Genomic DNA, 18,472 nt, shown 5'->3' with positions numbered 1-18,472 from the left:
CGTTCAACTGATGCACGCGCGCCGCACCCGCTTTTCGTTATCCATATTTTGCGACCGTCACTTGCCTGCTAATTTTCGTTACGCTAAATTACGCAAGATTTAGTTGTAATTGTTGTCGAAAATGATTCGGCGACGCGCAGGGCTCTCAACGCGGTTTCTTCGTTTGGCAACATGATCTTAAATCATCGCATTACACGTATCAGTGTCGGACTGCTGCTGCTGGCGATCGCTGTTATCGTCTCGCTACCGGCAATCACCGGCTTTACGAGCCGTGACGGCACGGTCAATGCCCGCTTCGCTGTCGTCAATTCCCCTATTGACGGTGTGATTGAAGGAGAGCCTGCGAAGGTTGGTACCCCTGTCAAAGAGGGTCAGACACTTGCAGATATCAAAAACCCACGCGTCAATCGTGCAATCCTTGCTTCGCTGGAAGCAGACCGCAACACGGCGCGCGACCGTGTAGTGGCGCTGAAGAAGGAGCGGGACGAGCTTTCCGGACTTCGCGAGCAGCTATCCAAACGGTTGGAAATTTTCAAGCAGGCCACAATTTCCAATCTGGAACGGGAAGTGGAGATCCTGAGAAAGAAAGTCGAGGTCTCCCAGGCCCAGGATCTTGCCGCGCAGGTCGACCTAAGCCGCCGGATGGACCTGGAGTCAAAAGGTATTCTCACGCAGAGGATGGTCGATGCCGCGCGTGCCGCCGGAGCTGCGACCGGCGGTGAGGTCGAAATCAGCAATTTGACCGTCGATCAGTTGGAGCAGAGGCTCGATGCCATTCGCCAGGGCATCTTCGTGTTCGGCGACGGGCAGAATGATGTGCCCTATTCGCGACAACGCCAGGACGACGTTATTGTTCGCATCGGTGACTTGGACTCACGCATAGCGGAAAACGAGACACGCGCCGCCGAAGTCGAAAAGCAGTTGATCGAAGAACGCAACCGCGTGGGCAACCTTGAATCCGCAACCGCAACAGCACCATTCGATGGTGTGATTTGGAGCAGGACCATCGTCAACGGCTCCAATGTCGTGCTCAACAACGAATTGATGCGCCTACTCGACTGCCGAGAGCTATTTGTCGATATCCTTGTTCCCGAGGTCGACTATGACGAGATTTATCCTGGACTTACCGCGCAGGTGCGACTGTTCGGCCGCACCGATGTCTTCGATGGCACGGTCGTTTCCGTAAAAGGCAGTTCGGCGGCTGTCGAGAGCGATTCCTTTGCGGCCAGTCTGCCAGCATCGTCACAGCGTAATGCCCGCATTCGGGTTCGCCTCGAGCCGTCCTTTATGAACGACGACTTCGCGAATTTCTGTCAGGTCGGGCGAACGGTGCAGGTACGGTTTCCCAAACACGGGATTGGCTTGACGAATTGGGTTAAAAACCTGTGGTTCAGTATCTTCTAGCGCTGGCTCCGACCTTTCTGGTTCTGGCCCTCTTTCTCTTAGGGCCATTCAATTGGTCGCGTCACCATACCTGGACGCGGGCAGTTACCTGCGCGCTCGTTGCAGCCATCGCATTGCGCTACATCCTTTGGCGGCTGACGGAAACCGTTCTTCCCTACCCCTATGACGGCCTCAATTTCTATTGGGTATGGTTTGTCTTCCTCGTGGAGATGTTGGCCTTTACCGAGGTTGTACTTTTTCTCGTGCTGATGAGCCGTTATGTCGATCGGAGTGCCGAAGCAGACAAGCTGGCGCGTGTCTTCTTTGCCCGTGACCAGCGAGAGCTGCCGACGGTGGACGTCTTCATTCCCACCTATAACGAACCGCTCGACGTGCTCGAAAGAACCATCGTCGGTGCGTTGTCGCTCGATTACCCGGCCGACAAGCTCAGGGTATACGTGCTCGACGACCAGCGCCGAGACTGGCTCAAGAGGTTTTGCGAAGAAAAGAACGCAATTCATGTCACGCGTGGCGATAATTCGCACGCCAAAGCGGGCAATATGAACAACGGGCTGAAGGTCAGTTCGGGCGATTTCGTCGCGGTTTTCGACGCGGATTTTGTGCCTTACCGGCATTTTCTGCGTCGAACGCTGCCTTTCTTTTCCGATGAAAGCATCGGCATCGTTCAAACGCCGCAACATTTTTTCAATGCCGATCCGGTGCAGTCGAACCTCGGGCTGGAGAATATCTGGCCGGATGAGCAGCGCCTGTTTTTCGACGAGATCGCTCCTAGCAGAGACGTGTGGGATGTCAGTTTTTGCTGCGGCTCGTGTTCAATCGCCCGCCGCAAAGCGATTGACGCAATTGGTGGCTTTCCAACGGAGTCCATCACGGAGGATTTGCTGACCACGCTGTCTATGCTCAACGTGGGCTACAAGACACGCTACTTGAACGAGCGGCTGTCGATGGGTCTGGCGGCCGAGAATCTAACCGGCTATTTCGTACAGCGCGAGCGGTGGTGCCAGGGCGGCATTCAGACGCTGTATCTGCATAACGGTCCGCTGCGCGGCCCGGGATTGTCGCTCTTTCAACGGATCATGTTCCTGCCGGCGTCGTGGCTGGTGCAATATCTGGTTCGCTTCATGATATTGATCGTCCCGATCGTCTATCTCTGGTTCGGGCTGCTGCCGCTTTATTTCACCGATATTGCCGACTACGTTTCCTATCAGATACCGCTGCTGACGGCCTATTTCCTGCTCATGCTATGGATAACGCCGACGCGCTACCTGCCTATAATTTCAAGTGCGGTCGGTACATTTGCAACGTTCCGAATGCTGCCGACTGTCGTTTCCAGCGTGATCCGCCCGTTCGGCAAGCCGTTCAGGGTGACGCCGAAGGGAAGCGGCAATGAGGAAAACCAGTTCGATAGATACACTTTTATCTGTATCGCCAGCCTGGTCGCGATCACCGCCGCCGGCCTGCTGATCAACATTGTGCCGGAGACGACCAATGTTCAAGGACTGTTTTCGCCGATCGCAGCCTTGTGGGCAGGTATCAATATTATCGTTATGATCATCGCCTCCCTCATCTGCTTTGAAAAACCCCGGCGATTGTTTCACGCGTTCAAACTTGAAGAGACTGCTACGGTCGACGGTATTCCTGGCCAGGTCGTCAGCCTCGCACTGGACAAGGCAGTCGTCGCAGTGCCGGTTGAAACCCAGTTTCAGTCTCGATCCGTCATGCTGAAGTTTGATGGCTTTACGCCATTCAGATCGGAACTCAAACAGGTCACTCAGCGGCGAAGAAGCATAGCCCGCGGCGGCGATCGGCAAGCTTACTATCTTCATCTGCATTTCGAACTCAGCGAATCCGATCGCGACAAAATGATCGTGAAGCTCTACACCGGTCAATATTCACAGGACATCCGCGACATCGACAAGGTCGCCGTCTCCGTCAATCTTCTGCTTCGTTCCTTCGGGCGAACGCGCACGTTGTAGCCAAAAATTCGAACGCGAAGGGAGCCACCGGCTCCCTTCGCAGAACGGCTTCTACCTGAACAATTCCCTCAAGCCGCGAGCAGCTCGTCGGCCGGACCGAAGAACTCATAGTGAATGCGGCTCGACGGCACACCTGCAAGCGATAGCGCCGTAACCGCTGCGCGCAAGAAAAGGCGAGGCCCGCAGATATAATAGTCCGCCTCGGCGACGGGCGTATTCGAGATCAGCCAGTCGTCGGTAATAATGCCTGCCACATCATAATCCCGGTCCTCGGTTTCATCGGCAAGCGGCGTCTGATGGAAATCGGTAACGCGTACCGCCTTGTCCGCAGCCGCAAGCGTGCGGACATGGTCGCGCATCGCATGCGTCTCGCGATCATGCGTGCCGTGGATATAGTGGACCGGCACCTGGTTGCCGCGGGCGACCAATGCCTCCAGCATTGCCACCATCGGCGTAAGACCCACGCCGCCCGAAAGCAGCACCACCGGGCGTTCGGGATGATCGGCGAGGAAGAATTCGCCCGCGGGCGCGGCAACCCTAAGGATCGTTCCCGCCACGGCCTCGTCATGGAGCCATCCCGACGCGAGACCAAGAGGCTCCCGCTTCACCGAGATGCGATAGGTTTCGCCATTCGGTGCCGCCGAAATCGAATAATTACGTTTGACCGGAGGATGGCCGGGGATATCAAACCAAAAGGTGAGGTATTGCCCGGGCTTGTGGTTCATGACGCTGCCGCCGTCGACCGGCCGCAAGATGAACGACTTGATGACGCTGCTTTCGCGGATCACCTTCTCGACACGGAAATCCCGCCAACCGTTCCAGCCGCCGGCAATTTCCTTCTGTTCAGTGTAGATGCGCTCCTCACGCGCAATCAGAATATGAGCAAGGAACCAGTAGGCTTCTCCCCATGCGGCGAGGATATCATCGGTCGCGGCATCGCCCAGGACGGCCTTGATGGCGCCGAGCAGGGCGTCCGCGACATAGGGGTAATGTTGGGGAAGAATTTGAAGCCCGACATGCTTCTGCGCGATCCTCTCGACGGCAGGCGCAAGCGCGCCCAGATTGTCGATATTGCTGGCATAGGCGAGGATTGCTCCGGTCAGGGCGCGCGGCTGCGACCCGGCATCACCGTGATGCGACTGGTTGAACAGATCCCGAATTTCCGGGTTCTGGAACATGCGTGCGTACATCTCCCGCACGATCTCGAGACCGTGGGCTTCGAGCGCGGGAACGGTGGCCTTGACCAGCGCAATGGTCTGCGTGCTGAGGGGTTGTTTCATCGATATCTCCTAATGAATCGAATAATTTCGGGGGAAGCTGAAGACGTGCGATCGGCCGCCATCGGCGGCTGAGCATCGATCGGCGACATTTCCTTGAAGATCGGGCCAAACCTCGTGTCGACCGGGGACACGGGCGTAAAACGCGTCAATGAGGTGACTTTGCCCCCAGCCATCAAGCGTTAACCCCGCCATTGCCCAACTCCAATCATGCATCCAGAATGCATCTATACCTTGGCAGGAAAACATGCAACAAGAATACATCATTTGGAGATATGCAGATGCGAATGACGCGCTACACTGACTACGCCATGCGCGTGATGCTTTATCTTGGCAGGGAACCGGAGAGGTTATCCTCGATCGCCGATATCGCCCGGGCCTATGCCATCTCGCAGAACCACCTGATGAAAGTCGTCAACGATCTGGTGAATGCCGGCTATCTTGAGAGCGTGCGCGGACGTCATGGCGGCATACGTCTGGCGAAGCCGCCCGCCGAAATCAATGTCGGCGCACTAGTCCGCCACACGGAAGACGACTTTGATCTGGTCGGCTGCGGCTCGTGCATCATCGCGCCCGCCTGCGGTCTGACCAGCGTGTTGGACGAGGCATTGCAATCTTTTCTGACAACCCTCGATCGCTATTCCCTGGCTGATGTCCTTGCACGCAAGGGCGATTTCACGCATCTGCTGAAAGCGTCTTGAAAACAAGCTTCCGCAAGCATCGGCGGCGATGCCATGGATGGCCCGCCAACTCAGTTCTTCGTTATCAATCCGCGAAGAATGAGATCGACATGCGCTTCGAAAAACGCCTCGACGTCCTGCGGTTTGCGATCTGCGAAGATCATCTGCGAGACGCATAACATCACGGCGGCTCCTATCACCGTATCCGGAATCTTGATCGCCGGCGCATCTCGCAGTTCACCGGCAGCAACCCCCTCTTCAAAGAGCTTCTGCGTCGCGTCCATAAGCGGGACGATGAATTCCTCATGATGGCGATCCACGACCTGCGGAAACCGTGACCCTTCCGCGATGACAAAGCGCATGAGTTCCCTCGTATTCCGGTCCGTCACGAGGCGATCATAAACCAGCCGGAGGAAGGTCCTGATCCTTTGCGAGTAAGGCCCGCTCAGCGTCTTTGCTTTGGCGCTGACATCGACGAATGAAACGGAGATGCGGCGGATCACCTCCTCGAACAGCCGTTCCTTCGTCTCGAAATAGAAATAAATCGTCCCCTTCGTCACGCCAACGCGACTGGCGATGTCCTCGACGCGTGTCGCCACATAGCCGCGTTCGACGAATTCCTCGAAGGCCGCATCGAGGATTTCCCCGGGCCGTTGCGCTTTGCGCTGCGCCCGCAGCCCCGCTTGTTTTGCTACCGACATCTCACGTCCTCCTTGTCTCGGGATATTCCGACACAATCAGCTTCACAGTCATCATTTATTTCATTGACTAATCAGTCAGTCAATATTATTTGGCGGAAACATCATCATGAATTCCGCCATCGAGGGGATGAAATGGATAAGTTAGCAATCATTATGGGGCTCGCGCTGACGCTTGCGCTGTCCTCGTGCGATCAGAACGAAAAGCACGCGACACAAGCGCCGCAGAGTGTCAGAACCGTTGAGGCAATGCTCAGCAAACCGACGGCAAGGACGACCGTTACCGGCGAAGTAAAGGCCCGGATTGAATCGGAGCTTTCGTTCCGCGTCAGCGGAAGGATCATCGAGCGAAACGTCGATGTCGGAGCGAAGGTCAAAGCGGGCGATCTGCTAGCAAAGATAGATCCCGAAGAGCAGCGGGCAGACGTCGACGTGGCGACGGCCAGCCTTCAGGCAGCGGAAGCACAGCTCACGCAAGCACAGTTGGCGGCCGCGCGCCAGGAAAGCCTCTTCAAAAACCAAGTCACGACCCGTGCCGCCTACGACTCCGCCCGTGAGACGCTTCTGACGGCTCAGGGGACCGAGGAGGTCGCCAAGGCCCAGCTTGAAACCGCCAAGGATGCCCTTTCCTACACGGAACTTCGCGCCGACGCGGACGGGGTCATCACGGAGCGCAATGCCGAGGTCGGCCAAGTGGCGCAGGCTGTGCAGTCGGTATTCACGCTCGCCCATGACGGGCCCCGCGATGCCGTCTTCAATGTCTTTGAGTCCCTGTTTCTCAAGGACCAGCCCGACAAGCAGGTTGAGGTCGCTCTGATCTCCAACGCTTCCAAGCGGGTATCCGCCGCAGTGCGGGAAATATCGCCGACGATCGATGCCGCCACCGGCACGATAAAGGTCAAGGTCGGGCTGGAAGATGGCGCCAGCATGCCGCTCGGAGCGGCTGTCACCGGGACATTCAGCATGCCCTCGGCAGAGGCAATCGTCCTTCCGTGGGGCGCCATGGCGTCGGCGGGTGGACAGCCGGCGGTATGGGTCGTCGACCCCACCACGAGCGAAGTCTCCTTACGCAAAGTTCAAGTCGCAGAATATGACACCGGACAGTTCGCGGTCAGCGCCGGCCTCAAGCCACATGAAATCGTGGTTGCCGAAGGCGGCAAATTCCTGCGCCCCGGTCAGCATGTCGACCATTCCCAAGAGGCCGCGAAATGAGAAACTCTTTAATTGCAGCATCGCTGCTGCTGGCCACATCGATGCTGACGTCCTGCGAGGTGAAGTCCGCAGACACCGAAGAGAAGGTGCGGCCGGTTTTGTCGACCGTTATCAAACCAGAGCCGGTGGTCAGCCTGCACCTGCCCGGCACGATCGAACCCAGAATCGAAACCCAACTGGGCTTTCGTGTCCTGGGCCGGGTCGTAGCGCGCGACGTCAATGTCGGCGACCTCGTTACAAAGGGGCAGGTGGTCGCCGCCATCGATCCCCTTTCTCTCGAACTTGCAGTCCGAAGCAGCCGCGCCGATCTTTCAAACAGCCAGGCGCAATTGACCAACGCGTCGGCGTCGGAAGAGCGCCAGCGCGCGCTTGCCGAATCCCGATCTGGCAGTGAAGCCGCCCTCGAAAGCGCCGAGCAGGCGCAAAAATCGGCCATTGCCTCCGTCGCCAAGGCGCAAGCCAATCTGGCGAAGGCAGAAGAACAGCTAGGCTACGCTCAATTGAAAGCGGAGTTCGATGGCGTCGTCACCGCGACGTCGGCGGAAGTCGGCCAGGTCGTCTCGGCGGGGCAGACCGTAGCGACCATCGCGCGCCCGGATGTTCGCGAAGCTGTCATCGACATTCCGGAAGCAAGCCTTGACGGTCCGAAGCCGGGTTCGCCGTTCGAGATCGCCCTGCAGCTTGATCCGACCATAAGGGTCACGGGCATCGTGCGTGAGATCGCGCCTGAAGCAGAGGCGACCACACGGACCAGGCGAACGAAGATAACGCTTACCAACCCGCCGGACGCTTTTCGCCTGGGCTCGATCATCACGGCAAGTGCTGTCGTCGACAGCGCGCCGACCACGTCTCTCCCATCAACCGCCATTTTGGACAAAGACGGCCAGCCGGGCGTCTGGGTGATCGATCCCGAGAAAGCGACGGTATTCCGCAAGCCGGTAACTCTGGATAGCGCCTTCAGCGATCCGGACAGGGTGCGGATCGTCGGCGGCCTCAATATAGGCGATCGCGTCGCGATAGCCGGCGTCCATCACCTGACCGAAGGCCAGAGGGTCAAACTCACGCAGGAGAATCAACTTTGAAGACCTTCAACCTCTCCGACTGGGCGCTCGAACACCGTTCGATGGTCTGGTATTTCATGATCGTCTTCATTCTCGCCGGCGTGTTTTCCTATATGGGACTCGGCCGCGAAGAAGACCCGTCCTTCACCATCAAGACCATGGTCATCCAGGCGCAATGGCCGGGTGCCTCCGCTGAGGAAGTCACCAAGCAGGTGACCGACCGTATCGAGAAGAAGCTCGAAGAACTCGAGTCCCTTGACTATACCCGCAGCCAAACCGTTGCCGGGCAGACGACCATTTTTGTCAATCTGCTTCCGACGACAAAAGCCAAGAATGTGGAAAGCACCTGGGTTCGCGTCCGTAACATGATCGCAGACATCAAGGGCGATTTCCCGTCGGGCGTGGTGGGTCCGTTCTTCAACGACCGCTTCGGCGACGTCTACGGAAACATCTTTGCCTTTACCAGCGACGGTCTCTCCCAGAGACAGCTTCGCGATCTCGTGGAGGATGCGCGCGCCAGAATTCTCACGGTTCCGAACGTCGGCAAGGTCGATATCATCGGCGCGCAGGACGAAGCGGTTTATCTCGAATTCTCCACCCGCAAGATCGCAGCACTCGGCATCGATCGCCAGTCCATCATCTCCACGCTGCAGGCACAAAACGCCGTCACGCAATCCGGCTTCGTGGAAGCCGGGCCCGAGCGCATCGCGCTTCGAGTAGGCGGCCAGTTCAGATCGGAGGATAGCCTGCGGTCGATCAATCTCAGGGTCAACGACCGCTTCTTTCCGCTGACCGACGTCGCGACGATCAAGCGCGGCTATGTCGATCCTCCATCAGCGCTTTTCCGCTTCAATGGCCAGCCGGCCATTGGCGTCGCGATCGGCATGAAGCAGGGCGCCAATCTGCTGGAGTTCGGAAAGGCTCTGGAAAAGAAGGTTGACGAGATCGTCGGCGTTCTGCCGGTGGGTGTCGATGTTCATCAGGTTTCCGATCAGCCGGCCGTGGTCGACGAGGCTGTTTCCGGCTTCACGCGCGCTCTTTTCGAAGCGATCGCTATCGTGCTTGCGATCAGCTTCATCAGCCTCGGCCTGAGAGCAGGCCTGGTCGTTGCAATCTCCATTCCGCTCGTCCTTGCCATTACATTCGTGGTGATGAGCTATTCGGGCATCTCGCTGCAGCGCATCTCGCTCGGCGCCCTGATTATCGCGCTCGGCCTGCTGGTCGACGACGCCATGATCGCCGTCGAAATGATGGTGGCGCGCCTGGAGGTCGGCGACGATCTGCGCAAGGCGGCGACCTATGTTTACACCTCGACCGCCTTCCCCATGCTGACCGGCACGCTCGTCACCGTCGCGGGCTTCATTCCGATCGGCCTTAACGACAGTGCCGCCGGCGAGTTCACCTTTACCCTCTTCGTCGTGATCGCTGTATCGCTGCTCGTCTCCTGGATCGTCGCGGTTCTTTTCACCCCGCTGCTCGGGGTGACGATCCTGCCGAAAAGCATGAAGAAACATCACGAGAAGAAGGGCTGGTTCGGTTCGCTGTTCTCGCGCGTTCTCGGGGTCGCGATGCGGTTCCGCTGGGCGACCATCGCTCTCACCATCGTTGCCTTTGGGTCTTCCCTCTTCGGCATGGGCTATGTTCAGCAGCAGTTCTTCCCGTCTTCGGACCGTCCGGAACTGATCGTCGACTGGAACCTGCCGCACAACAGCTCGATCACCGAAACGAACCGGCAGATGGCTCAGTTCGAACGGGAGATGCTCGCAAACAATCCGAGCGTTGATCACTGGTCCAGCTATATCGGCCAGGGTGCGCCCCGCTTCATCCTCTCCTTCGACGTGCAGACGCCCGACGTGACCTTCGGTCAGACAGTTATCGTCACGAAGGGAATGGATGTGCGCGACAAGGTGCGGGACGAGCTTCAAGACTATCTCAAGAAGACCTTCCCCGGAACGGACGCTTTCGTAAAGCTGCTGGATATCGGTCCGCCGGTCGGCAAGCCTGTTCAATACAGGATCAGCGGCCCAGACATCCAAAAGGTCCGCAGCATAGCGCAGGACTTTGCGGGCATCATGGGTGACAACCCGTCGCTCAACGGCATCAACTTCGATTGGAACGAGCCGGCCCGCGTCGTCAAGGTTGACGTCCTGCAAGACAAGGCACGCCAACTCGGCGTCTCCTCCGAAGACATCGCCACTGCACTCAACGGCATTGTCGAAGGATCGAGCAGCACCCAAATCCGCGATGACATCTACCTGATCGATGTGATCGGACGAGCCCAGACGGCAGAACGCGGCTCCATCGAAACGCTCCAGAACCTGCAATTGCCGGCCTCGAACGGCAAGGCGGTTCCTCTGTCAGCCGTTGCGACCTTCCGCTACGAGTTGGAGCAGCCGACCATCTGGCGCCGCGCGCGTATCCCGACGATCACGATCAAGGCTGGCGTGACCGGCGACATCCAGCCGGCGACCGTCGTCCAGCAACTCGACGAGAAGGTCGAGCAATTCAAGAAGACGCTGCCAGTCGGTTACTCGGTCGTCGTCGGCGGTGCCGTCGAGGAAAGCGCCAAGGCACAGGGCCCGATCGCCGCTGTCGCACCGATGATGATTTTCGTCATGGCGACAATCCTGATGATCCAGTTGCAGAGCTTCAGCCGCCTGTTCCTGGTCTTTGCGGTCGCCCCCACCGCCCTCATCGGCGTGGTCGCCGCTCTACTGATGAGCAATGCGCCGCTCGGCTTCGTGGCGATATTGGGCGTGCTGGCGCTAATTGGCATCCTGATCCGAAACTCCGTCATTCTCGTCGTACAGATCGAGGATCTCAGAAAATCGGGAGTGAGTGCCTGGCATGCGGTGATGGAGGCAACCGAACACCGTATGCGGCCGATCATGCTGACAGCGGCCGCCGCCACCCTGGCCTTGATCCCCATCTCGCGGGAAGTGTTCTGGGGACCGATGGCCTACGCCATGATGGGCGGCATCGTGGTCGGTACTGTCTTGACGCTGCTGTTCCTGCCCGCCCTTTACGTGACGTGGTTCCGGATACCGAGAGAAGCCGCCGAAAAAGCATCTGCATAATACGAAACAGCGAACCCGCGCCGGCTCCTTCGGACGGCGCGGGTTCGCCATGAGACGGTTTATCGGGGAGACATAACATTCAAGACCACGTCGAATGGCTGATCGAACAGGGCATGGCCGGCAACGACATCGGTCAGCTCGTCGCCGGACTATGCCGGCGGCTGATCGCAGACGGCTTGCCGATATGGCAGGCGAGCATCGCAATGCCTTCCATCCATCCGGTTTACCGTGGAGTTTCGGCGAGATTTACCAGAGGTGCGGAGGCCGTCACTGAGAATGCCGAATATGAGAGCGTCAGTGAGGAGAGCTTCACGCATACGCCGATCTTTTATCTGCTGGAAAACGGCCTGCTCTTCGGCAGATGGCAAATCGCGCGGGGAGACGGTGTTGATCTCTACCCTGACTTGGCCGAGCTCCAGCAAAAAGGCGGGACCGACCACGTCGTCAACCTTGTGTCCTTTCCGACAGAAGTTGCTCTGCGCGGCATGGCCCTCTCCGTGACCACCGATTGTCCCACCGGCTTCTCCGATGCACATCTTGAAACTTTGAAGGCGCTGCTGCCAAGCCTCGGACTGGCATGCTACCGCATGGCCGCGACCAAGACGGCGACCGACATGCTGGCCGTCTATACCGGCGCAAGAACGAGCGTGCATATCCTGGGCGGCGAGACGCAAAGGGGCGCTGGCGGCGCGCTTTACGCCGCAATCCTCTTGGCTGATCTCAGCAACTTCACCGCCCTGACGGAATCGCATTCGCGCGACGAGATCGTCGCCATGCTCAACCAACGTTTCGAACTGGTCGGGCGGAATGTCGAGGAACACAATGGCGAGATCCTGAAGTTCATGGGAGACAGCGTCCTTGCGATCTTCCCGGCCGATATCGATTGCCCGAAGGAAGCCTGCCGGAACGCTGTCGCGTCCGCCCGGCACATGCTTATGGCGAATGCCGCTCTGAACAATGACGATCTCCGCCGATCCGGCCCGCCTGTCGACATCGATATCGTCTTGCATCTCGGCGAGGTTTTTTACGGCAATATCGGAGCGCGTGGACGGCTGGATTTCACGGTGATTGGGCCAGCGGTCAATGAGACATCCAGGCTCGAAAAACTCTGCGATGAACTGCAGGAACATCTCCTACTGTCCGAAAGCTTCGCAACTGCCTGCGGCCTTGCATGCGATCAATTGGGAGACTTCAAGTTGCGCGGGGTTTCAAAACCCGCGGGCGTGTTCAAACTTGCCTGACGAGCGTCACGCATCGCTACCTCGACGGGCGCATGGGAATCGACGTCAATTGGCGAAGTGGACGACGACGCCGGGCTTGACCATGCCGGCCAGTTCCTCGGCGTCCCAGTTGGTAAGGCGCACGCATCCGTGCGACTGCCCCTTGTCGATGAACTCCGGATCGGGCGTTCCATGAATTCCGTATGTGGGCTTGTCGAGATCGATCCATACGCTGCCGACCGGCCCATTCGGGCCCTTGGGTATGGTCAGAATCTTCGTATTCCTGCCCTGCTTGAAGTTGAGTTTCGGATTGTACCGATAGACCGGCATCCTTGCGACGCCCTTTACCTTATGGGTCCCTGACGGCGAAGGATTATCCTGGCTGCCGATGGTCGCTGGATAGACCGCAAGCAGCGCGCCGCTTTGATCATAGGCCAGGACTTGGCTGGTCTTTTTGTTGATCTCGATGCGCTTGACGCGGCCTTCCCTTGGCGAACCCGGCGCCATGACCAAAACCGTCTTGCCAGGAGCAAAGTCCGAGCCCGGATTGAGCTTGTTCAGCAGGTCGATATCCATATGGAACCGCTCCGACAGCCGCTCCGCCACGCTGGTATACCCCATGCTCTCCATCTTCGCTTTTTCACCGTAGTCATCGGGAATGTGGTCGACAAGTCCAGTGGCATCCTCTGGCGTGACGAGATAACTTTGGGTGATCGATGCGTCGGTCTCAAGACGTGCGATCACGTCGGGATCAAGCTTTCCGTCGATGGGAAGATGGTTCATCGCCTCGAAGCCCGCTATGGCGTGGCTGACATTCTTTCCATAGAAGCCGTCGATCACGCCGGGAGACGACCCCGCTCGGTCGAGCAGCACCTGGAGGCGGATGATCGCGGGATCCGGCTCCTTGGACGCCTTGGCGGTATGCTTTGGCGCGACAGAGGTAAGGGACGCTGTGTTGATCGTTTCAGGACCGAGGGCTTGCACGGCTGCGCCGCCGAATGAAGGCGTGAGCGTGAGAACGGCGATCACAGCATAGACTTTCATGGAACATCAAATGGTCAGAAGCGGATCTTGTTCCAACCGCATGCCGCAGCGTGCCCCGAAGGCTTCGGTTGCGCCGATCTTCGGCGTCACGGCAGCAAACCTCCCGTTACTTACACCCATCAGAATTTCTAATTGAGATTGCATCCGGAAGGTGGTCCTATGCGGTCCGCGTAGCTGACTCCCTCGCCCTCCTTCCGATTTTTGACCCGAGTGGCCCATGTCGATTTCAGATGCGATCTACCGTCCCTTCGAAAAACTGATCCGGCCGCTCGACATCCCCTACCGGCCTCTGCCCTCCAAAGGGCCTGTGGCCGTGCTTCCGCATTTCATCTCGATGTTCCGCGGGGTTCTGATCGGCCTGGCGCTCGCCTCCATAGCGGTCGAGGCTATCAACCTGACGATTGTCTGGGGGCTTTCGGTCATCGTTGACGGTGTGACGCATATGGGCGCTGTCGCGTTTCTGCACGGCGAATGGCCACTGCTTACCGTCCTCGGCCTGCTCATCTTTCCGGGCATGCCTGTCGCTTCCTTCCTTTTGAACACGCTTAACTCGCATACGCTCAATGTCGCCATGCCTGCCGCCATTCAATGGCAGGGTCACAAGGCGGTGGAGCGGCAGGATCTTGCCTTTTTTCACGACCTTTTTGCCGGCCAGGTCGCCTCGCGACTGTCGCAGGTGGCGTCGGCGGTCCAGCAGCAGATCATTGCCGCCTTCCAAACGGTGCCGCGCTTCCTTTTTCAAATGGTCGGCTCGACGATCTTGCTGAGTGCCCTGTCCTGGCAGCTCGCGCTACCGGTCCTCATATGGATTGCACTGAACGTTGTGTTCGCTGTCAGACTGGTGCCAACCTTTGCGGAACGCTCGCGTCGATCGGCCAAGCAGCGTAGCCTCGTCTCCGGCGCCATCACCGATCTCTACAGCAACATGCAGATGATCAAACAGTTCGCGGCCGAAGACAGTGAGGCTGGCGCCATCCGCCGCATCCTTCAAAAGGCCGTCTGGACGCAACACAAGGAACAACGCATCTACCGAACAGCGGAACTCACCGTTGTGGCACTCAACATGGCCCTCTGGTTGACCATGATTTCGATCGGTTTTTCCGGCCTCGTCAACGGCTTTCTAACGGTCGGGCAGTTCGTCGCGGCGGTCTACATCCTCCAACGGCTGTCCGGGCATACCTTCACCTTTTTGCAGATGGGCCAGCAGATCTTCCAGGCGATAGGCACCATCAAGGACGCCATGCCGGTGATGACGACGCCGCCGACCATAATCGATCGACCAGACGCTACCGAGCTGAACGTCAGCCGCGGGGAAATCCGTTTCGAAGACGTTCGCTTCGCGTATAAGTCCGGCAAGCAAGTGATCAATGAGCTGTCGCTGACGGTCCGGGCCGGCGAGAAGGTTGGCCTGGTCGGCCTTTCCGGAGCCGGCAAGACGACGCTCGTAAGTCTACTATTGCGCTTCTACGACATCGCGGACGGTACGATCCTGATCGACGGACAGGACACCCGCATGGTGACGCAGGCAAGCCTTCGCCGCAACATCGGGGTCATCGCGCAGGACGTCGCGCTGCTGCATCGTTCGGTCGGCGACAATATCCGTTACGGCCGGCCGGAGGCGACGCAGGACGAGATTGAACACGTCGCAACGATGGCAAGTGCCGATGCCTTCATTGCCGATCTCGCCGACGGCGAAGGCCGCAAGGGTTACGATGCCTTCGTCGGCGACCGCGGCATCAAGCTTTCTGGCGGCCAGCGCCAACGTGTCGCCATCGCGCGCGTTCTGCTGAAGGACGCGCCGATCCTGGTGCTGGATGAGGCGACCTCCGCCCTCGATAGCGAATCCGAAGCCGCCATCCAGGAAAAGCTCAACCTGGTGATGGAGGGAAAGACGGTGATCGCCATCGCACACCGCCTCTCAACCATTGCTAGGATGGATCGCATCGTCGTGCTCGATCAGGGAAGCATTATAGAAGAAGGCAGGCCGGACGAACTGGTCGCACAGGACGGGCTGTTTGCCCGTTTGTGGAAACGCCAGACCGGCGGCTTTATTCCTGACGACATCAATTGATCCTTGTCGGGATCGCTTACGTCGGAAACGCCGGACCGTTTGGATTCCAAAGCGGACATCTTAGGCGCGTAAAATGCCTCATGTGGGCTGGAGAAACACGGTTCGCCTCTTATTTCAGCTCTCAGCGGGAATGAAAAACGAACAGCGAAAGGAGTTACGCAATGGCAACGGCAAAGAACACGATCTGCCTTTGGTACGACAAAGACGCGGAGGCTGCCGCCCGCTTCTATGCTGAGACTTTTCCCGACAGTTCAGTGGGTGCCATCATTCGTGCCCCTGGAAACTATCCGGAGGGTAAGCAGGGAGACGTCCTGGTGGTTGAATTCACCGTTGCGGGTGTCCCTTGCATCGGCCTGAACGGCGGCTCCACGTTCAAACACAACGAAGCCTTCTCATTTCAGATCGCAACGGACGATCAGGAAGAAACCGACCGCTATTGGAACGCCATCGTCGGCAATGGCGGCCAGGAAAGTGAGTGTGGCTGGTGCAAAGACAAGTGGGGAGTGTCCTGGCAGATCACGCCGCGCGTCTTGATGGAAGCGCTCGTGATAGGCGGTGATGAAGCAAAGCGTGCTTTCGATGCGATGATGACCATGAAGAAGATCGACGTCGCAGCGATCGAGGCGGCGCGGCGCGGCTGACACACCGGCGCACCGAGCGAGATTTTGCTGGAGCTTCCACCCCTGATCAAACAGCGGACTTGCCTGCGGCAGCATTCCGAAAAAATTTTCAGCTCGGACAAAAAAATGCAGAAATCGGCGTTACGGTGACATTCCGGGCGCAAGGAGCGTTTCGGAGGAGATTAGAGGAAGACATTATGAAAAAGTTACTTGTCATTGCCCTGACTTCCACAGCAGCGTTAACACTAACCGCACTCGTTTCTACGGCCAACGCAGCTCAAGGATGCGGCGCGGGGTATCATCGAGGCCCCTATGGCCATTGCCGTCCGAACGTCGCGACCGGCGGCACGGTTGTTGTCGTGCCCCCCGGAGGCCCGAGGGTCGGTGTTTATTACCATGGACGCGGCTACTGGGATGGCCGCCGTTATTGGGTGCATCGTGAGCGCTGGCACGGTGGCTGGCGCTACTATTGATCGAAACTTTGCTGGGTCGGTCAATCGACCGGCCCAGCCGCTCACACGGAGCGGCTTGAGCGGGATTGCCCCAGAAGCGGGCGACCGCATGTCTTAGCAAAACGCCAAATCGATAGCGTTCAGCCAGAGCCCGCACCGGGGCTTGACATTAGGCTTCATCGAGTGCTTGGCCCAGATCGGCGATGAGATCGTCGGGATGCTCGATGCCGATCGAAAGGCGGATGGTCGATTCCAATACGCCGATGCGTTGGCGCACGTCGGCCGGCACGCCCGAATGCGTCATCGTCGCAGGATGGGAAGCCAGCGATTCCGTTCCGCCGAGGCTGACCGCGAGTTTGAAGACCTGCAACGCGTTCAGAAACCGGAACGAGGCAGGCTGACCGCCCTTGATATCGAAGGAGAACGTCGAGCCGGCGCCGCTGCACTGGGCTGCGAACGTGCGGCCTGTGGCCGAGCTCGCATCGGCATAGGCCAAGTAGTGAATCTGCTCGACCTTTGCATGGTTCCGCAGGAAGTCCGCCACGGCCATTGCATTGCTATTTGCGCGTTCCATGCGGATCTGCAGCGTCTCCAAAGATCGCCCCAGCATCCAGCACGAATGGGGATCGAGCTGGGTGCCGATCGAACCCCTGAGCGCCTTTACTTGGGCGATGATCGCTTTCCTGCCGAGTACGGCGCCCGCAATGAGGTCGGAATGGCCTCCGACATACTTCGTCAGCGAGTAAAGCGAGAGGTCCGCACCATGTTCGATCGGACGCTGGAAGACCGGCCCGAGAAGCGTGTTGTCGCACACGACGATCGGTTTGTGCCCCTGCTTCTCACCGATCGCGTCCGCGATACGTCGGATCATTGCGACATCGACGAGGCTGTTGGTCGGATTGGCCGGCGTCTCGATCAGAATAATGGAAACGCGTCCCTTGGCCATCGCTTGCTCCGCGGCAGCCCTGATGGAAACTTCCTCGACACCGTCAGCGAATCCGACGGCTGAGACGCCAAGGTTGAAAAACGTCTTGGCGAGCAAGGTTTCCGTACCGCCGTAGAGAGGCTGCGAATGGAGAATGGCGTCACCCGGACGGACGAATGTAAGCAGAGTGGTGGAGATGGCCGACATGCCGGAAGAGAACACCGCGCCGCTTTCCGTGCCTTCATAAACCGCGAGACGATCCTCGACGATCTCGCTGTTGGGATGATTGAAGCGCGAGTAGACGAGGCCCGCGCCCTTTCCTTCCGGCGGCACCTTCCGACCTGAAACATAGTCGAAGAAGTCGCGGCCGTCCTCGGCGGACTGGAAAACGAAGGTCGACGTCAGGAAGACAGGCGGCTTCACGGCCCCCTCGGAGAGTTCGGGATCATAGCCGTAGTTGAGCATCAGGGTTTCCGGATGCAGAATCTGGTTTCCGACACGGGTTTTCGACGGGTGCGGCGCAGTCATGGGGTGCCTCCTTGATCAAGGTCACAGGCTCGGATCGTCGTCCGAGCGAACAACCAGTGGATATTTGGAGCGGCGACGCGCAGTGAAAAGAGCCGCACCTCTACGCCAAGAGGATGACGTGGCACGGGAATATCAGTCGGATGTCGAATGGCGAAGTTTCAGCTCGCCCTCAGATCCTTTTCAGATCTTGTGGAACACCGATTTGTGACATGCTCAAAAGAGTCGGG

Annotated in this window: 14 protein-coding genes; 10 read left to right on the top strand and 4 right to left on the bottom strand. The window is 58.5% G+C overall.

What is annotated here, in order from left to right; genetic code table 11:
* Positions 1-171 precede the first annotated feature (171 nt).
* Both N2601_RS21240 and N2601_RS21235 read left to right on the top strand, forming a co-directional pair.
* Positions 172-1,404, top strand: coding sequence for an HlyD family secretion protein (locus N2601_RS21240; protein WP_260304786.1), 1,233 nt, complete (start codon positions 172-174; stop codon positions 1,402-1,404).
* Positions 1,386-3,380, top strand: coding sequence for a glycosyltransferase (locus tag N2601_RS21235; RefSeq protein ID WP_260304785.1), 1,995 nt, complete (start codon positions 1,386-1,388; stop codon positions 3,378-3,380). Before N2601_RS21240 ends, N2601_RS21235 begins: the two co-directional genes overlap by 19 nt.
* 68 nt (positions 3,381-3,448) lie before the next feature.
* Here N2601_RS21235 and hmpA read toward each other — a convergent pair whose 3' ends face one another.
* The gene (gene hmpA, locus N2601_RS21230) at positions 3,449-4,660 is read right to left on the bottom strand and encodes an NO-inducible flavohemoprotein (protein ID WP_260304784.1); all 1,212 of its coding nucleotides are present in this window, start codon (positions 4,658-4,660) and stop codon (positions 3,449-3,451) included.
* A gap of 278 nt (positions 4,661-4,938) precedes the next feature.
* On the opposite strand from hmpA, the gene N2601_RS21225 reads away from it, so the two are divergent.
* Entirely contained in the window at positions 4,939-5,358 is a 420-nt protein-coding gene (locus tag N2601_RS21225) for an RrF2 family transcriptional regulator (RefSeq protein WP_260304783.1), read from the top strand.
* A gap of 50 nt (positions 5,359-5,408) precedes the next feature.
* Here N2601_RS21225 and N2601_RS21220 read toward each other — a convergent pair whose 3' ends face one another.
* Entirely contained in the window at positions 5,409-6,038 is a 630-nt protein-coding gene (locus tag N2601_RS21220; protein WP_104826241.1) for a TetR/AcrR family transcriptional regulator, read from the bottom strand.
* 132 nt (positions 6,039-6,170) lie between these two features.
* On the opposite strand from N2601_RS21220, the gene N2601_RS21215 reads away from it, so the two are divergent.
* From N2601_RS21215 to N2601_RS21200, 4 genes are all read left to right on the top strand, one after another.
* On the top strand, positions 6,171-7,247 hold the full coding sequence (locus tag N2601_RS21215; RefSeq protein ID WP_260304782.1) for an efflux RND transporter periplasmic adaptor subunit: 1,077 nt from the start codon (positions 6,171-6,173) through the stop codon (positions 7,245-7,247).
* Entirely contained in the window at positions 7,244-8,329 is a 1,086-nt protein-coding gene (locus N2601_RS21210) for an efflux RND transporter periplasmic adaptor subunit (RefSeq protein ID WP_260304781.1), read from the top strand. The genes N2601_RS21215 and N2601_RS21210 overlap by 4 nt, the downstream gene beginning before the upstream one ends.
* Positions 8,326-11,385: an efflux RND transporter permease subunit gene (locus tag N2601_RS21205; protein ID WP_260304780.1), complete on the top strand. Its 3,060-nt coding sequence runs from the start codon at positions 8,326-8,328 to the stop codon at positions 11,383-11,385. Before N2601_RS21210 ends, N2601_RS21205 begins: the two co-directional genes overlap by 4 nt.
* A gap of 113 nt (positions 11,386-11,498) precedes the next feature.
* On the top strand, positions 11,499-12,626 hold the full coding sequence (locus N2601_RS21200; RefSeq protein ID WP_104826237.1) for an adenylate/guanylate cyclase domain-containing protein: 1,128 nt from the start codon (positions 11,499-11,501) through the stop codon (positions 12,624-12,626).
* A 45-nt stretch (positions 12,627-12,671) separates the two neighbouring features.
* Here N2601_RS21200 and N2601_RS21195 read toward each other — a convergent pair whose 3' ends face one another.
* Entirely contained in the window at positions 12,672-13,649 is a 978-nt protein-coding gene (locus N2601_RS21195; RefSeq protein WP_260304779.1) for a L,D-transpeptidase family protein, read from the bottom strand.
* Between the two features lie 217 nt (positions 13,650-13,866).
* On the opposite strand from N2601_RS21195, the gene N2601_RS21190 reads away from it, so the two are divergent.
* The 3 genes from N2601_RS21190 (at position 13,867) to N2601_RS34245 (ending at position 16,813) form a co-directional block, all read left to right on the top strand.
* The gene (locus N2601_RS21190; protein WP_260304778.1) at positions 13,867-15,720 is read left to right on the top strand and encodes an ABC transporter ATP-binding protein; all 1,854 of its coding nucleotides are present in this window, start codon (positions 13,867-13,869) and stop codon (positions 15,718-15,720) included.
* A 161-nt stretch (positions 15,721-15,881) separates the two neighbouring features.
* On the top strand, positions 15,882-16,361 hold the full coding sequence (locus tag N2601_RS21185) for a VOC family protein (RefSeq protein ID WP_260304777.1): 480 nt from the start codon (positions 15,882-15,884) through the stop codon (positions 16,359-16,361).
* 176 nt (positions 16,362-16,537) lie between these two features.
* The gene (locus N2601_RS34245; RefSeq protein ID WP_104826233.1) at positions 16,538-16,813 is read left to right on the top strand and encodes a GCG_CRPN prefix-to-repeats domain-containing protein; all 276 of its coding nucleotides are present in this window, start codon (positions 16,538-16,540) and stop codon (positions 16,811-16,813) included.
* Positions 16,814-16,961: 148 nt separating this feature from the next.
* Here N2601_RS34245 and N2601_RS21175 read toward each other — a convergent pair whose 3' ends face one another.
* Positions 16,962-18,245: a cystathionine gamma-synthase family protein gene (locus tag N2601_RS21175; RefSeq protein ID WP_260304776.1), complete on the bottom strand. Its 1,284-nt coding sequence runs from the start codon at positions 18,243-18,245 to the stop codon at positions 16,962-16,964.
* Positions 18,246-18,472: the final 227 nt, after the last annotated feature.

Origin of the sequence: Rhizobium sp. CB3060 (assembly GCF_025200735.1) — a bacterium.
Classification (GTDB): Bacteria; Pseudomonadota; Alphaproteobacteria; order Rhizobiales; family Rhizobiaceae; genus Rhizobium.
This window is presented reverse-complemented; position numbering and strand designations above follow the sequence as displayed.

What these genes read in the sequence shown, in the direction of transcription:
- N2601_RS21225 (WP_260304783.1), top strand. Translation starts at nt 4,939, where the DNA reads ATGCGAATGACGCGCTACACTGACTACGCCATGCGCGTGATGCTTTAT.
- N2601_RS21210 (WP_260304781.1), top strand. Translation starts at nt 7,244, where the DNA reads ATGAGAAACTCTTTAATTGCAGCATCGCTGCTGCTGGCCACATCGATG.
- N2601_RS21220 (WP_104826241.1), bottom strand. Translation starts at nt 6,038, where the DNA reads ATGTCGGTAGCAAAACAAGCGGGGCTGCGGGCGCAGCGCAAAGCGCAA.
- hmpA (WP_260304784.1), bottom strand. Translation starts at nt 4,660, where the DNA reads ATGAAACAACCCCTCAGCACGCAGACCATTGCGCTGGTCAAGGCCACC.
- N2601_RS21200 (WP_104826237.1), top strand. Translation starts at nt 11,499, where the DNA reads ATGGCCGGCAACGACATCGGTCAGCTCGTCGCCGGACTATGCCGGCGG.
- N2601_RS21240 (WP_260304786.1), top strand. Translation starts at nt 172, where the DNA reads ATGATCTTAAATCATCGCATTACACGTATCAGTGTCGGACTGCTGCTG.
- N2601_RS21185 (WP_260304777.1), top strand. Translation starts at nt 15,882, where the DNA reads ATGGCAACGGCAAAGAACACGATCTGCCTTTGGTACGACAAAGACGCG.
- N2601_RS21195 (WP_260304779.1), bottom strand. Translation starts at nt 13,649, where the DNA reads ATGAAAGTCTATGCTGTGATCGCCGTTCTCACGCTCACGCCTTCATTC.
- N2601_RS21190 (WP_260304778.1), top strand. Translation starts at nt 13,867, where the DNA reads ATGTCGATTTCAGATGCGATCTACCGTCCCTTCGAAAAACTGATCCGG.
- N2601_RS21215 (WP_260304782.1), top strand. Translation starts at nt 6,171, where the DNA reads ATGGATAAGTTAGCAATCATTATGGGGCTCGCGCTGACGCTTGCGCTG.
- N2601_RS21175 (WP_260304776.1), bottom strand. Translation starts at nt 18,245, where the DNA reads ATGACTGCGCCGCACCCGTCGAAAACCCGTGTCGGAAACCAGATTCTG.
- N2601_RS34245 (WP_104826233.1), top strand. Translation starts at nt 16,538, where the DNA reads ATGAAAAAGTTACTTGTCATTGCCCTGACTTCCACAGCAGCGTTAACA.